The sequence below is a fragment of the Biformimicrobium ophioploci genome, assembly GCF_030270605.1.
GTDB classification, from domain to species: domain Bacteria; phylum Pseudomonadota; class Gammaproteobacteria; order Pseudomonadales; family Cellvibrionaceae; genus Biformimicrobium; species Biformimicrobium ophioploci.
This window is the reverse complement of the sequence record NZ_BSYJ01000002.1, coordinates 658,288-672,278: the sequence shown is the minus strand read 5'-3', so window position 1 is coordinate 672,278 and position 13,991 is coordinate 658,288. Positions and strand designations below refer to the sequence as shown.

Genomic DNA, 13,991 nt, shown 5'->3' with positions numbered 1-13,991 from the left:
CGGTTTAATAATCCTTCTTCCACTGCAATTCCACACTGCCCGACCCACTATCATTGCTTTCATGGGTCTTGACCTCAAGGTTGAGATTGCGCTTCAGATCGACTTCAGCGGTCCCCTGCCACGGCTCAACCGGGTCAGTGGTGCGCTGAACCTCGACATAGATCCGGTCGGTGACATACTTGCCCACTCCGAGTGCAAATTCCTGCTCACCCTCTGCCGTTTCGCCCGTCTGGATATCGAGCGTATCGAGGCCAAGCAGGTCACGTGTCTGGGAGACCGGGTCGAAGAATGACCCACCACCCTGTTTGAGACTGCGAATGGTGGTCACCAGGCGCACGGCCTGCAGGGGCGAAATGTCGGATACCGACTTCCCAAACAACAGCTGCGCAAAGATCTCGTCTTCTGCAGCCGGCGGCGTGGCCGAAAACGCGACCTTGATATCCTCGGTAGTGCCGGAGATTTCCGTCGTAATGGAGCCTTCACTGTGCTCATGCACCCCTTTGATGAACAGCCCGGCCACATTATTTTCCACCCGGATCAGGCCCTCATCCAGGCGAAAACGCTTGCCCAGCATATCGAATTTGCCGCGCACTATCTCGACGTTACCGCGGGCTTCGGGCTTGACCAGGGTACCCGCAACATTGAGACGGCCCTGCAGCTCTGAATCAAGCCCCATGCCCCTGACATAGGCCTGCTGGTCCAGGACCACAGTAATATTGAGTGCCACATTCTGCAGTGGCGAGGGCCGTTTGCGGCTGGCCTCGGCATCACTCTTGAGCTCGTCCACCTCAATCGATGGAATGGATTTACTGGTCAGGTGTGCGACCTGGATTTCCAGCGGCCGCAACTCGAGCTGGCCGCCGAGCAATGCATCCTGCGGAGTGCCGGAGAGGCGGAGGTTACCCGAAATGGCAGACTCCACCAGCGGTGTATTCAGTAACTTCGCTTTCCGCAGTGCCAGATCAAAGCCCATATAGTAATTGCCTTCCTGACGCCGCACGTCACCGCTCAGGCGCAAACGACCACGCTGTCCGTCTGTCGCGCTGGCATCGACCACACGCCAGTAATCAGGGGCGAACTCCATCTTCACGCCAATATCTGCCAGCTGCATGGAAAGCGGCTCGTATTCATAGAAGCCATTTTCAATGGAGAGGCCGCCCCTGAACTGTGGCAGCCCCCAGGTGCCGAGCAGTTCCAACCCTAATATGGTGTGGCCGCGCAAATCGTGAAGATCCGGATCCAGCAGCAAACCCGCCCCCGCCAGGCGCAGGTCGCCGTTGATGCTGCCCCGCAGTGGCAGTTGCGCGCGCGCCTGCCCCGGGTCGAACACGCCTTGTATGTCGAGGTCCCCGCTCAGGGAACCAATCTGTCGTCCGGCACTGGTCACCGTGCCGTTCCAGAGCAGTTGGCTGGCCTCGGTACGCCACGCAAGATCGAACGAAGCCGGAATATTATCCAGTAGCTCTCCATCAGCATTGATCCCACGGGACAAGGCACTGAGCTGTAACTCACCCTGTAGCGACGGTTGCGCCAATGGTCCGGAACCGGTGGCCTTCAGACGCACCTTCGCGCCCGGTGGCAGAGAGAGCGGAATCAGCTCCGCTATGGAATCGGCATCCAGTTCGGTATCAACGCGCCAGTCCATTTCGCCAGCGCGGATGCCGCCGGTCGCATCGAGCCGGTTCAACAGGCCAAACTGTAACGTCAGCGCGGGCAGCTGGATATCCGCACCACGCACCTGGCCTTCACCGCGCAACTCCCAGGCCTCGCCCCGATAACGCCCCGCACCGGCAACGGCGAAATCGGCCTCCGGAGCCGACAGTGCCCCACGCGCAACGCCCGTGACATCCACGGTTCCGGCCAGCCCCTCCGGCAGCGCCATGCCAAAGAGCTCGGCGAGTGAAAGCGGCACCTGCCGGCCATCGAGGTCAAAGTACAAAGTGCCCCGAGCCGGCGAAATATTCCCGCTGGCACGTAGTTCACCTGCGCTGCCGCGCGCTTCGCCCGGGCGGTTCAGCGCGATTGCAAGCGCGGGAACCTGCAGATCATCGGTAAAACCCTCTACATTCGCCTGAAACTGCATATCCAGGCCACGATACGTACCACTGCCTTCAAGCCCCGACGCAATGGCAAGCCTGTCGAAGGGCCCTTCCAGTGAAGCCTGCCCACGTACTTCACCACTGAAGTCCTGCGGAACCGAATCCACCAGCAGGCCCAGAGCAGACAGCTGTGCATTGATGTCTTCACTCTGTATGCGCAGGGATTTATCACGAATACGCAGCGCTCCCTGCGCATTCATTGAAATACCGGCTGACGAATCCAAGCTCGCGCTCAGCTCGAATCTATCCAGGTTGCCCTCACCGTCCGCCGTAAAATCAAACGGCAGCTCACGGTAGCGGCCCCCACCGCCCCCGGATACGGAAAATTGTGGATCCTTCCAATGGCCGCTGGCTTTCAGCACAAGGCGATCAGCCGTCAGGGCAAGGTCCTGCGGCATCGGTGCGGTCAGCGCAGCAATAGCCTCCAGGTTCACATTGAATGCATCAAGGTCCAGCAGGATCTCACCAGACCCGAGCGCAAAAGTACCTTTGCCCCGCGCCTGCATATCCCGCAGTTTGATTTCCGCACTTTCCAGTACCAGGTTCGTCCGGTCCGCACTGATGCGCCCCTGTACGGAAAGGTCTTCACCCCGGAGCAAAGTCTGCAGTTCCAGCTCGCCATCGAGCTGAACCTGCTTCCAGGGTCCTTCCGCTTTCAACTTTGCAGTCAACCAGCCACCCCTCAGTACCTCCTGGAAAGGCGCACTGACATCCACCGGCATGCGATTGATTTCAAGCTGGCCGTCTATCCCTTCTGCGTCGATAGCACCGCGAAAAAAATGCCGCGTGTCATCAACCTGCCAGTCGAGCCCTTCAGAGTGAATTTTCAACGGCTGCAGTTCCAGCTGCATGGGCCCGCTGACCACCAGGAAATGCTTCTGTAGTGGCGAGGACAGACGGTGAACCACGACCCCCATCCTGCTGCTCTCTGGCAACTGAACCTGCGCCGCCAAGCGGGTATCCAGAGCTTGCGTATCGGGAAGCTGTGCGCGCCGGCCGATATACCCGCCACCCGGCTCCTGCAGTCCGAGCTTGATTTCCATGACGTCCGGCCGCTCCGCGGAAGCTTCCAACTCCAGCTCGAAAGGCTTTTCCTCGAGGCTGCGCACCTTGAGCTGGAGGTCTGCCCAGGTATCCCGCCAGGCGAGCTCCGCCGCCGCAATAAGCTCAACTTCAGGAAAGTCCGGCAAGGCGCCCGAGTGGAGCTCGAGCGTATCAACATGGACATCCTCCAGTTTTACTGAAGGCAACTGCGCAAGGGAGAAATCGAGAGAGCCCGGTTCAGCCGGTGAATCTGCCTGTGGCAGGGCGTCGAGGTCGAGGAACAGGTATTCCGCCCCCAGCTGTTGAAGGTGCACCATCCGCGACATCAGCGCGCTCGTCGCCAGCTTGAGGTTCAACTGCCTTGCACTCAACAGCGGCTTTTCCCGGTAGTAGACATCGAGCTGCCCGAACCGCCAGTGCCCCAGTAACGGGCTTTCCAGCTTACTGGTAGAAATGCGCAGGCCGGGTACAAATGTCTGCGCGAGCGCGAGTCCCCTGCCCGTTACCCAGGTGCGGCCACTGTCGGTCTGCAGCGACCACCCGATAAAACCCAGTATCAGTACCAGCCCGGCCACCAGAGCAAACAGCACGCGCCGCAAAATACCTCCACGCGCGCGTAACGGATTGCCGGCACCGGGATGCCTGGCCTCATTCCGCATCAGAAAGCCTGCCCGAAGCTGACGTAAATCTGGTAGGGGTCGTCAGTGCCATCGCGACGATCCAGCGGGAAAGCAATGTCGAAACGCAGCGGCGCGAAGCTGGTGAAATAGCGTACGCCGATACCGGCACCCCAGAAGAGGTTGTCGAATTTTACTGCGGAGCTTTCAAAGGCGTTGCCACCATCGACGAAAACCACCCCGCCCCAGTCTTCGTTGACCCGGAACCGCGTCTCCAGAGAAATTTCGGTGAGCCCGCGTCCACCGGTCGATGCGCCGTCCAGGCGCGGGCCGAGGGACTGGTACGAATAGCCGCGCACAGAACCGCCACCACCGGCATAGAAGCGCTCATCCGCGGGGATTCTTTCATTGGCCAGCCCGGTGATGACACCACCGACAAAACGCGCAGCAATGGTGGGCGTATAGCCCGTGCCCTCAAAGGTATGAAACGCCGCGGCAGAAAAGGTCGTCTTGTTGAACTGCGTACTGGATGAGTTCAGGTCTATAAACGGCTTGAATTCGAGTCCCAGTGAAACACCCCGTTTCGCATCGAGGATATTATCCGTGGTGTTCCAGGTACCGGCGACAGGCAGAGCAAACAGCGTGAATGAATCTCTCACCCCCTCATCGAGGATATCGCTGTATTTCAGCTCGCCACCAAGGCTGACCTTGCGATGCTTTGACAGCCGCCGGGTGACCAGCGCGGAAAGGCTGACCGAATCCGCCTCGTAAGCATCGAGCTCTTCAGCCTTGATTTCCAGTGCGCCACGCAACTGCTGGTCCGTACGCAGGAAGCGCGGTACCGTCAGCGCTCCCTCCAGCGACTGCTGTACCTTGTTGACCTTGGTGGAGATATCGACCCGCTCGCCGCGCTGGAAAAAATTGCGATGCTCCCATCCCAGTGCCCCGCCGAAGCCCTCGGACGAGGTGTATCCCACACCCGCCCGAAAAGTACGGTGCTTGCGCTCCTGTACGTGCAGGTAGATATCGACACGGCCGTCATAGGGTTCAGAGATTTCCGGAGTGACACCGGCAATGAGGTTTGTTTTCAATAGCCGCAAACGTGCGCTATCCAGGGCCTGCGGGCTGAAGCAGTCGCCGGGCTTGATACCCACCAGGCCACGCAGGTAATCCTCCTGTATGGATTCCAGGCCGCTGAAATAGATCTCGCCAAAATTCACCTGCGCGCTCGGTGAGACACGATATACAACCCGCGCCTGGGCGATGTTGTGGATCACCTTGACGTCGTAGGCCACCTCAAGATCCAGCAGGCACGCATGCTGGCCCACGTGACGGGCAATAATCTCCCGCCCCTCCAGCACCCGTGAGGCCACCAGTGCCGTTCCCGCTGCCAGCGGCAGGTCGGGAAGCGGCTCCGCCATATTCATTGGCGGCAGGTCCACATTGACGCTTTCGATGATGTAAACGGGGCCCGGGCGCACCAGGTAGTGAATCACTTCTTCGGTGATCCGGTAGCGAACCTGGGCACGGTAATAGCCAACGGAGCGCAGCAGCTCATTCAGGCGCCCCCGTTCATAACGGGCGACCTTGTCGAGGCTTTCAAACTCCTTAATGACGGGATCATTCTTGCGCAACGCCTGCAGCTCATCGCGCAACCAGCCCCGCAATTCAGGGTCCTCGAAATCCCCCTGCATGCGTACCTTGTAGTCCGGCAGGTTTTCGAAGAATGGCAGTGCCTGGGCCTGGGAAAAACAGCCAAGCAACAGTGCGGTAGCCAGCAGAAATCTTATTGTTGTCATTTGGCGGCGAACAGCCCTCTATTCTGCGCCAGCAGGCGCATGCAGACGCCATAATCATAGCGCAATGGATGTGGGACAGCCGTCTCCAGCAGTAACGCCGGAGCAGGTTCGCCGGCCGTTACTGGTTGGGCATCAACGGGTTACAGTTTTTTATGACCACCTTACCCTCCAGCAGGTTCCCCTTGGAGTACTCACTGAAAATACACTGGTTGGTTGCGGGATCGTAGTTTTCAACCCAGAGATGGTCATCCTTCCAGGTGGAGGCGATATGGCGCTGCCCGGAAGGCACGCTGATCGTCATTACGCCGCCATAACGTTTGACGAACAGCTGCTGGTAGTGGAAGTGATAGGCGATAAAGCCCACGAGGAATACAAGCGCTGCGGCCAGCAGGCCGATTTTTGCGGTACCGAAGCGAAAGCCGGCAAAAGCCACGCCGGCGGTAAGAAACAGAACCAGAAGCCAGTAGAGATAGGTAACCATATGCGTCCCTGCAAAAAGCAAAATTGCCCGACGGCGGCGCCGGTAAATAGCGCCGCCAGCAACCGGGCAAGTGGTCGGTTACCCGGTTCGGGTTAATTCTGCAATTCTGGCAGGTTCACGTAAAGGTCCAGCGCCTCGGGGTTAGCCAGCGCGTCCTTATTTTTCACCGGCTTGCCGTGGATCACGTTGCGTACAGCCAGTTCGACGATCTTGCCGCTGATGGTACGCGGGATATCCGCCACCTGTATCACCTTGGCCGGTACGTGGCGCGGCGTGGTATTGGCGCGGATTGTCTTGCGAATGGTCTGAACCAGTTCATCGGTGAGCTCGACACCTTCGCGCAGGACCACGAACAGGACCACGCGAACATCATCGCCCCACTCCTGGCCCACACAGATGCTGTCGACAACCTCCTCGACCTTTTCTACCTGGCGGTAAATCTCCGCGGTACCGATACGTACGCCACCGGGATTGAGCACCGCATCGGAACGGCCGTAGATCACCATGCCACCCTGCGGCGTGATTTCCGCATAGTCGCCGTGTGCCCAGATACCCGGCCAGCTGTCAAAGTAGGCGCTGTGATATTTTTCACCATCCGGGTCATTCCAGAAACCGATCGGCATGGACGGGAAGGAACTGGTGCACACCAGCTCACCCTTCTCTGCCTCTACCGGCTTGCCGTCGTCGTCCCAGACTTCCACAGCCATACCGAGGCCACGACACTGCAGCTGGCCGGCGTAGACCGGCAGCGCCGGGCAGCCGAGGGAGAAACAGGAAAGGATGTCGGTGCCGCCGGAAATCGAGGACAGGCACAGGTCCGCCTTGATATCGCGGTAGACATAGAGGAAGCCTTCATGCGCCAACGGTGAGCCGGTGGACATGACAGCGCGCAGCTTGTCGAGCTTGTGCGTCTCGCGCGGTTTGGCCCCCGCTTTTTCAAGCGCGGCAATATATTTCGCACTGGTGCCGAACAGGCTGATGCTCTCTTCATCCGCCATATCCCAGAGGCATTCCGGGGCCGGATAGAAAGGCGAACCGTCGTACAGCACCACCGTCGCACCAACGGCCAGGCCACTCACCAGCCAGTTCCACATCATCCAGCCGCAGGTGGTGTAGAAGAACAGGCTGTCCTCACGACGCAGGTCACTGTGCAGCTGGTGCTCCTTGAGGTGCTGCAACAGGGTGCCGCCAACAGAGTGCACAATACACTTGGGCACACCGGTGGTCCCGGAGGAGTACATGATGTAGAGCGGGTCGGAAAAGGCCACCTGCTCGAACTGCAGCGGCGCGCCCTGCGCATGAGACTTGAACTGCGTGTAGGTCTTTGTGGCCGACAGCGTTGCAATCGCAGCGGCGGTATCCGCTTCGTCGCGTGCGACCGGCACGATGACCGCCGACTCGATCGAATCGATACGCGCCAGGATTTCCTTCACCCGCGGCAAAGAGTCCAGGGTCTTGCCGTTGTAGAAGTAGCCTTCACACGCGAACAGCACCTTGGGCTGCACCTGGCCGAAACGATCGAAGACACCGTTGATACCGAAGTCCGGTGAGCAAGAAGTCCAGATGGCACCCACGCTGGTTGCGGCCAGCATCGCCACCACGGTTTCACTGACATTCGGCATGAAGCCCGCAACCCGGTCACCCTTGGTGACGCCCCGCGACCTCAGCACTTCGGCCACCGCTGCCACCTCTGCGGCCAGTTCGGCGTAAGTGACCTGGCGGCGACTGCCATTTTCCAGCCGCTGCACCAGCGCCACTTCGTTGTCGCGGTATTTCAGCAGGTTCTCGGCAAAGTTCAGGCGTGCATCCGGGAACCATTCGGCGCCCGGCATGGAATCGTCGCCCAGAACGCGCTCTCCGCGCTCACTGGCGACCACACCGGAAAACTGCCACAGGTGCTCCCAGAAGGCCTCACGATTCTGGACCGACCAGTCGTAAAGAGCGTCATAGTCGGCCAGCGCCAGGCCGAACTTGTCGTTGATTTCGCGCCGGAAAGCGTCCACCTGGGTGGCTGCAATGGCTTCTGCGGACGGCTGCCACAGGGGCTGGGGCGTCGCTGATGGTGCTGTCATGGGCTTACCTTCTTATCAGTGATATCCGGTTATTGTTGTAATCGGTTGCGCCGGCGCGGGGACGACCGGACCGGGGCAACCCCGGAGCAGTCCAGATAATGCCCCCAAACCAGATATAAATTAATTTTAATATTTTTTATATTTGTTAAACTTTACTTAACCTTAACAAGCGATCGGCACTGTTGCCCTATGAGCGCGACCCTCAAACAACTGCGCGCCTTCGTGGCCGTGGCGCGGAGCGGCAACCTGTCCAGCGCCAGCGCACAGCTGCATATCACCCAGGCCGCACTGTCCATTGCCATCCGCAACCTGGAGGAGCAGCTGGGTGGCGCCCTCTTTACCCGCGAGAATCGCCAGATGCAGCTGACACCCGAGGGCCAGCACTTCCTGCGCCAGTCGGAACAGCTGTTGCTGAACTGGGACCGCACTTTCGACAACGCGCGTGAACAGTTCTCCCTGCATCAGGGCAACCTCAGCATCGCCGCGATGCCCTCCTTCGCCCAGAACCAGCTGCCTGCGCTGCTGCAAGCCTTCCACTCGGACCACCCGAACATCAACTTCGTGGTTCAGGATATAGTCATGGAGCGGACCCTGGAGGCCGTGGCTGCCGGCACCGCCGAGGTGGGAATCACTTTCCGCCCCGACGACTTGCGCGGCATGGAGTTCCGCCCGCTGTTCACAGACCGGTTTGTGGCTATCGTACCTGCGACGCACCCGCTGGAAAAACGGACCAAGGTCGAATGGCAGCATATTGCCGGGCAGCCCTTCGTCGCCATGAATCGCGGCTCTGCCGTGCGGCGATGGACGGAACAGGCCGCGGGTGCACGCCAGCTGAGGCATGTGTGCGAAGCCGGCCAGCTCAGCACGATCGGTGAACTGGTGGCCAAACGCCTCGGAATCAGTGTGGTACCCAACCTGTGCCGCGAGCAAATGGAACTGCTCGGGCTGCGCTGTATTCCGGTGGCAGAGCCCGTCATCGAAAAATCCGTCGGCATTGTTGCGAGGCAGTTCTCCGCTCTGTCCAGCGCCGCAGCGGCCTTCACCAGGTTGATCGAGCACAGGCTGGGTAGCTGAGCGCAAACTGGCCTCGGCTGGTACCAGCGTTTCCCTCACTGGCGTATGCCATCACAAAACCGCGCGTTTCTGGCGGCAGCTTGTTTTCCCTTTCCCTCTCGGCCCGAAGCTCCCTGCAACGGGCCACAATTATGCTATTGATTGAATGAGCCACTTTCCGTCACTAACCCCTGACAGTGCAGTTATCAGTTTCTCTGTGGGCAACCGGCAGGCCTGGCAGCACCGTGTCGAAACGCACGGCAGCGTAACAAGGAGAATAATGATGAAGTGCATCTACTATGTTGCCCCGACGCCCGAGGATAGCAAACGCGTCGCCGATGACCTGTGCATAACCGGTATGGATGACCTGCTACTCAACGTCATCGGCAAGAAGGAATCCGGCCTTAGCCAGCAAAAGATCGGCAGCAGCAGCTATATCGAAACCCTGGAGCTGGCGTGCACCGCCCTGCTAGGCGCCTCCCTGGGGCTTTGGGTAGCTCTCTCGATTGTGGGCCTGCTTATGCTGTTCGAGCCATTTGGCTCGCAACCGCCGTTCGAGATTTATATTGCCATTATCGCTGTGACAACGCTGTTCGGTATCTGGGAGGGGGGGCTGTTTGGCGTTGCCCGCGAAAATTTCAAGCTCACCGAATTCCATGATGAACTGGAAGCAGGCAAGCACCTGATTCTGATCTATACACCCGGTATCAGGGAGCGCGAAGTAAAAAAGGCGATGCAGGAACGCCATCCGAGTGTGCGCCTGGCTGCAGAGGATGCGCATTTCATCAACCCGCTCTGTCGGCTCAAAAGAGTCACCTGCACCTAGGATTCTGGCGCCACCATGAGAATCGCCATTACCCTGCTTTTACTGGTAATCGGAACCGTCGCGTTCCATATCTGGAGCCCCTGGTGGTTCACGCCACTCGCGTCCAACTGGCACGCCATTGATACGACTGTTGACATCACAATCTGGGTGACCGGATTCGTATTCATTGCGGTCAACCTGTTTCTCGCCTTTGCGATCTACCGTTACCGCAAACGCCCCGATCAGCCCGACCGGAAGGCCGCTTACGAACCGGAGAACAAGAAGCTCGAGGGCTGGCTTACGATCATTACCGCAGCGGGCGTTGCGATCATGCTTGCGCCGGGGCTACTGGTCTGGTCTGAATTTGTCAGGCCGCCGCAGGATGCCGCCGAATTCGAAGTGCTGGGCCAGCAATGGCACTGGACATTCCGCTTTCCGGGCGAGGATGGCAGGCTGGGCAAGGTCGCGACTCAATTTATCAGCGAGAAAAACCCCTTCGGCATCGACCCCCGGGACGAAGCCGGGCTCGACGACATACTGGTGTCCGATAACGAACTGCACCTCCCCGAGGGCAAGCCACTCAAGGCCTTACTGCGCTCCAAGGATGTACTGCACAATTTCACCGTACCGCAGTTCCGCGTCAAGATGGACCTGGTACCGGGGCTACAGAGTTTTGTGTGGTTCACCCCCACAAAACCGGGCAAATATGAAATCCTGTGCGAGGAATTATGCGGGATTGCGCACTTCGCCATGCGCGGCAAGGTCATTGTCGAGCCCGAACAGGCGTTTACGCAGTGGCTCGCCGGTAAACCGACATTCGCACAGTCGCAGCAGATCGCCGCTGGTGACCCCGTCAAGGGGCAAGCGCACTACGCCACCTGCGCAGCCTGTCACGGACCGAACGGAGAGGGCAACCCATCTCTCAAGGCGCCCCGACTTGCCGGCATGTCGGAGTGGTACCTGAAGCGCCAGATTCACTATTTCAGGGAAGGCATCCGCGGCGCCAGCCCGGAAGACAAGCTCGGCCAGCAGATGGCCCCCATGGCAAACACCCTGCCGGACCAGCAGGCGGTGGTGGATGTTGCCACTTACCTCAGTGCGCTGCCGGAATTCACACCGCTGACCACAATCCATGGTGACACCCGTCGCGGGCGCCACTATTACGTCACCTGTGGCGCCTGCCACGGCCAGCAGGGCGAGGGCAATTTCGCCACCAACTCCCCGAGGCTGGCAGGCCAGCGGGACTGGTACCTGAAACAACAGCTGCTGAACTTCAAGGCCGGCCTGCGTGGTACCCACCAGAAAGACAGTTACGGCCACGAGATGCTGTTCATGGCAAGAATTTTGACAGACGAACAGGCCATCGATGACGTGCTCGCCTATATCAACTCCCTCGACGGAGTGCACGAATGAACCACACACCGATTGCAGACCAGCAGGAAGGACTGCATCACCCGCGCAGCTTCCTGACAAAGTACATCTGGAGCCAGGATCATAAGGTCATCGCAATCCAGTATGCCGCCACTGCCATATTTGTCGGCCTGATCGCGGTGGTCCTGTCCGGCCTGATGCGCCTGCAGCTCGGCTTTCCCGGCAGTTTCGACTTCATCAACCCGAGTTCCTATTACCAGTTCGTGACCATGCACGGCATGATCATGGTGGTGTACCTGCTCACCGCTTTATTCCTGGGTGGATTCGGCAACTACCTGATTCCGCTGATGATCGGTACCAGGGATATGGTTTTTCCGTTCCTGAATATGCTGAGCTACTGGTTCTACCTGGTTTCTGTCCTGATCCTGCTGGCGAGCTTTTTCGTACCCGGAGGGCCGACCGGCGCCGGCTGGACCCTGTATCCACCCCAGGCGATTCTCGCGGGCACACCCGGTACCGACTGGGGCATCGTGCTAATGCTGGTTTCCCTCGCGGTATTTATCGTTGCGTTTACCATGGGTGGCCTGAATTATGTCACCACCGTACTCCAGGCGCGCACGCGGGGCATGACCCTGATGCGCATGCCCCTCACCATCTGGGGCATCTTCACCGCAACCGTACTGGGCCTGCTGGCATTTCCGGCCCTGCTGGTGAGTGCGATCATGATGCTGTTCGACAAGCTCCTGGGCAGCAGCTTTTTTATGCCCGCCATTATTTCCATGGGCGAGCAGCTTGAGCACAGCGGTGGCAGCCCGGTCCTGTTCCAGCACCTGTTCTGGTTCTTCGGGCACCCGGAGGTCTATATCGTCGCCCTGCCGGCTTTCGGCCTGGTCTCCGACATCATCGCCACCCACGCACGCAAGAATATTTTCGGCTACCGGATGATGGTCTGGGCCATCGTCATTATCGGCGGCCTCAGCTTTATCGTTTGGGCGCACCACATGTACGTGAGTGGCATGAACCCGTATTTCGGTTTTTTCTTCGCCACCACCACCCTGATTATCGCGGTACCCACGGCACTCAAGGTCTACAACTGGGTGCTGACGCTCTGGCAGGGCAACATTCACCTGACCGTACCCATGCTGTTCGCGATAGGATTTATCTTCACCTTTATCCACGGCGGCCTCACCGGCCTATTCCTCGGCAATGTAGCCGTGGACCTGCCCCTCTCAGATACCTACTTTGTTGTCGGCCACTTCCATATGGTGATGGGAGTTTCTCCGGTGTTGGTGATTTTCGCAGCCGTCTACCACTGGTTCCCCAAGGTGTCCGGGCTGCGCTTCAACGAGGCACTCGGCAAGTGGCACTTCTGGATCACCTTCCTCGGTGCCTACGCCGTATTCCTGCCGATGCACTACCTCGGCTTTCTCGGCGTGCCACGCCGCTACTACGCCATGGGTGATACCGCATTTTTGCCCGACTCTGCCGCAGGCCTCAATGCGAGCATCACCGTTGCCGCCATCATCGTCGGTGTCGCTCAGCTGTTCTTTATTGCCAATATATTCCTGAGCCTGAAGCGCAGGGAGGTTTCGGATCCCAACCCGTGGGGCTGCACGACACTGGAGTGGCAGACTCCGGAGAATCCCCCGGCACACGGCAACTGGGGTGAAAAGTTACCGGTGGTGTATCGCTGGGCCTATGACTTCAGTGTACCGGGCGCAAGGTGGGACTTCATTCCGCAAAACGTTGCGCCCGAGCAGGTCGAATGGGCAGACCGGTCACTCGCCCCGGCCGATCACCTGCCGCGGCACACGGGCACGGAGAACCAGTCCCCCGACGAAACCGATAGCAGCAAGACGGTATGAAATTCCTGGAAAAAATCTCTGAAAAACCCTGGCAGCAGATCGGGCCCGCTGACGGCGCGGCGTTGATAGAACGCATGCCACAGACTCCGCCCGCGCGTGTCGCGTTGCGCTTTTTTCTCGCGGTTGTCAGCGTGCTGTTCCTGCTGATCACCATCACTTTCCTGTCGCGATCACAGGTTGCGGATTTCCAGGCGCTGGCAGGCGCGCCCTGGCAACCGCTGACCGACCCATCCAGGTTGTGGGTCAACACCGGGCTCCTGTTGCTCAGCAGCATCGCCATACAGGTGGCGGCCTACTCCGCAGTACGTGATCGATCAGCGCCCACCGCCTGGGCGCTGGGAATTGCAACATTTACTGCCGCGCTATTCCTGGTCGGCCAGTTGATGGTGTGGCGCGATCTGGTGGCACTGGGCTACTTCGTCAGCAGCAACCCGGCAAACAGCTATTTTTACCTGTATACCGCAATACATGGGGTGCATTTGCTGGGCGGACTGATCGCGCTCACACTCGTGACACGCAAAGTTCTGGCCGGCGGCGCTATCCGCTCACTCGGCCCGGGGCTGTCACTTTGCGCCACCTACTGGCACTACCTCTTTGCGCTGTGGCTGGCCCTGTTTGCGCTACTGACCAGCAGCCCGGAGACCTACCGGCTCATCGCGCAGCTTTGCGGTTTCTAGTATGCCCCTACCCGTAAACACAGCGTGCCCGAGCCGGTGCAGCACCATGACGAAGCAGGCATCCGATGAAAAGCCGGACCGGTAAGACAGACTCCTTGCAAGGATTGC

General features: G+C 59.4%; 9 protein-coding genes. 5 read left to right on the top strand and 4 right to left on the bottom strand.

Going from position 1 to position 13,991, the window contains the following annotated elements:
- Positions 1 to 4: 4 nt before the first annotated feature.
- The 4 genes from QSJ80_RS06340 to QSJ80_RS06325 form a co-directional block, all read right to left on the bottom strand.
- Positions 5 to 3,802 (bottom strand): translocation/assembly module TamB domain-containing protein, encoded by a 3,798-nt coding sequence (locus tag QSJ80_RS06340; protein ID WP_285763566.1) that lies wholly within the window; start codon positions 3,800 to 3,802, stop codon positions 5 to 7.
- Positions 3,802 to 5,559, bottom strand: a complete 1,758-nt coding sequence (locus tag QSJ80_RS06335; RefSeq protein WP_285763565.1) for an autotransporter assembly complex protein TamA — start codon at positions 5,557 to 5,559, stop codon at positions 3,802 to 3,804. Before QSJ80_RS06335 ends, QSJ80_RS06340 begins: the two co-directional genes overlap by 1 nt.
- Before the next feature lie 118 nt (positions 5,560 to 5,677).
- Positions 5,678 to 6,040, bottom strand: coding sequence for a hypothetical protein (locus QSJ80_RS06330; RefSeq protein ID WP_285763564.1), 363 nt, complete (start codon positions 6,038 to 6,040; stop codon positions 5,678 to 5,680).
- 92 nt (positions 6,041 to 6,132) lie between these two features.
- Complete coding sequence (locus QSJ80_RS06325; protein WP_285763563.1) at positions 6,133 to 8,112, bottom strand: acetoacetate--CoA ligase; 1,980 nt, start codon at positions 8,110 to 8,112, stop codon at positions 6,133 to 6,135.
- A 189-nt stretch (positions 8,113 to 8,301) separates the two neighbouring features.
- Between QSJ80_RS06325 and QSJ80_RS06320 the strand changes: the two genes are divergently transcribed.
- The 5 genes from QSJ80_RS06320 to QSJ80_RS06300 all read left to right on the top strand — a co-directional run bounded on the left by QSJ80_RS06320 (position 8,302) and on the right by QSJ80_RS06300 (position 13,883).
- Positions 8,302 to 9,186 carry a LysR family transcriptional regulator gene (locus QSJ80_RS06320; RefSeq protein ID WP_285763562.1) on the top strand — a complete coding sequence of 295 codons (885 nt, stop codon included), beginning with the start codon at positions 8,302 to 8,304 and terminating at the stop codon, positions 9,184 to 9,186.
- Positions 9,187 to 9,445: 259 nt separating this feature from the next.
- The gene (locus tag QSJ80_RS06315) at positions 9,446 to 9,991 is read left to right on the top strand and encodes a hypothetical protein (RefSeq protein WP_285763561.1); all 546 of its coding nucleotides are present in this window, start codon (positions 9,446 to 9,448) and stop codon (positions 9,989 to 9,991) included.
- Positions 9,992 to 10,006: 15 nt separating this feature from the next.
- Entirely contained in the window at positions 10,007 to 11,383 is a 1,377-nt protein-coding gene (locus QSJ80_RS06310) for a c-type cytochrome (protein ID WP_285763560.1), read from the top strand.
- Positions 11,380 to 13,206, top strand: coding sequence for a cytochrome c oxidase subunit I (locus tag QSJ80_RS06305; protein ID WP_285763559.1), 1,827 nt, complete (start codon positions 11,380 to 11,382; stop codon positions 13,204 to 13,206). The genes QSJ80_RS06310 and QSJ80_RS06305 overlap by 4 nt, the downstream gene beginning before the upstream one ends.
- Complete coding sequence (locus QSJ80_RS06300; RefSeq protein ID WP_285763558.1) at positions 13,203 to 13,883, top strand: cytochrome c oxidase subunit 3; 681 nt, start codon at positions 13,203 to 13,205, stop codon at positions 13,881 to 13,883. Before QSJ80_RS06305 ends, QSJ80_RS06300 begins: the two co-directional genes overlap by 4 nt.
- The last annotated feature ends 108 nt before the right edge of the window (positions 13,884 to 13,991 follow it).

Bases quoted from the DNA above. Each gene is read 5' to 3' on its own strand.
- QSJ80_RS06340 (WP_285763566.1), bottom strand. From the start codon at position 3,802: ATGCGGAATGAGGCCAGGCATCCCGGTGCCGGCAATCCGTTACGCGCG.
- QSJ80_RS06330 (WP_285763564.1), bottom strand. From the start codon at position 6,040: ATGGTTACCTATCTCTACTGGCTTCTGGTTCTGTTTCTTACCGCCGGC.
- QSJ80_RS06305 (WP_285763559.1), top strand. From the start codon at position 11,380: ATGAACCACACACCGATTGCAGACCAGCAGGAAGGACTGCATCACCCG.
- QSJ80_RS06320 (WP_285763562.1), top strand. From the start codon at position 8,302: ATGAGCGCGACCCTCAAACAACTGCGCGCCTTCGTGGCCGTGGCGCGG.
- QSJ80_RS06310 (WP_285763560.1), top strand. From the start codon at position 10,007: ATGAGAATCGCCATTACCCTGCTTTTACTGGTAATCGGAACCGTCGCG.
- QSJ80_RS06300 (WP_285763558.1), top strand. From the start codon at position 13,203: ATGAAATTCCTGGAAAAAATCTCTGAAAAACCCTGGCAGCAGATCGGG.
- QSJ80_RS06325 (WP_285763563.1), bottom strand. From the start codon at position 8,112: ATGACAGCACCATCAGCGACGCCCCAGCCCCTGTGGCAGCCGTCCGCA.
- QSJ80_RS06335 (WP_285763565.1), bottom strand. From the start codon at position 5,559: ATGACAACAATAAGATTTCTGCTGGCTACCGCACTGTTGCTTGGCTGT.
- QSJ80_RS06315 (WP_285763561.1), top strand. From the start codon at position 9,446: ATGATGAAGTGCATCTACTATGTTGCCCCGACGCCCGAGGATAGCAAA.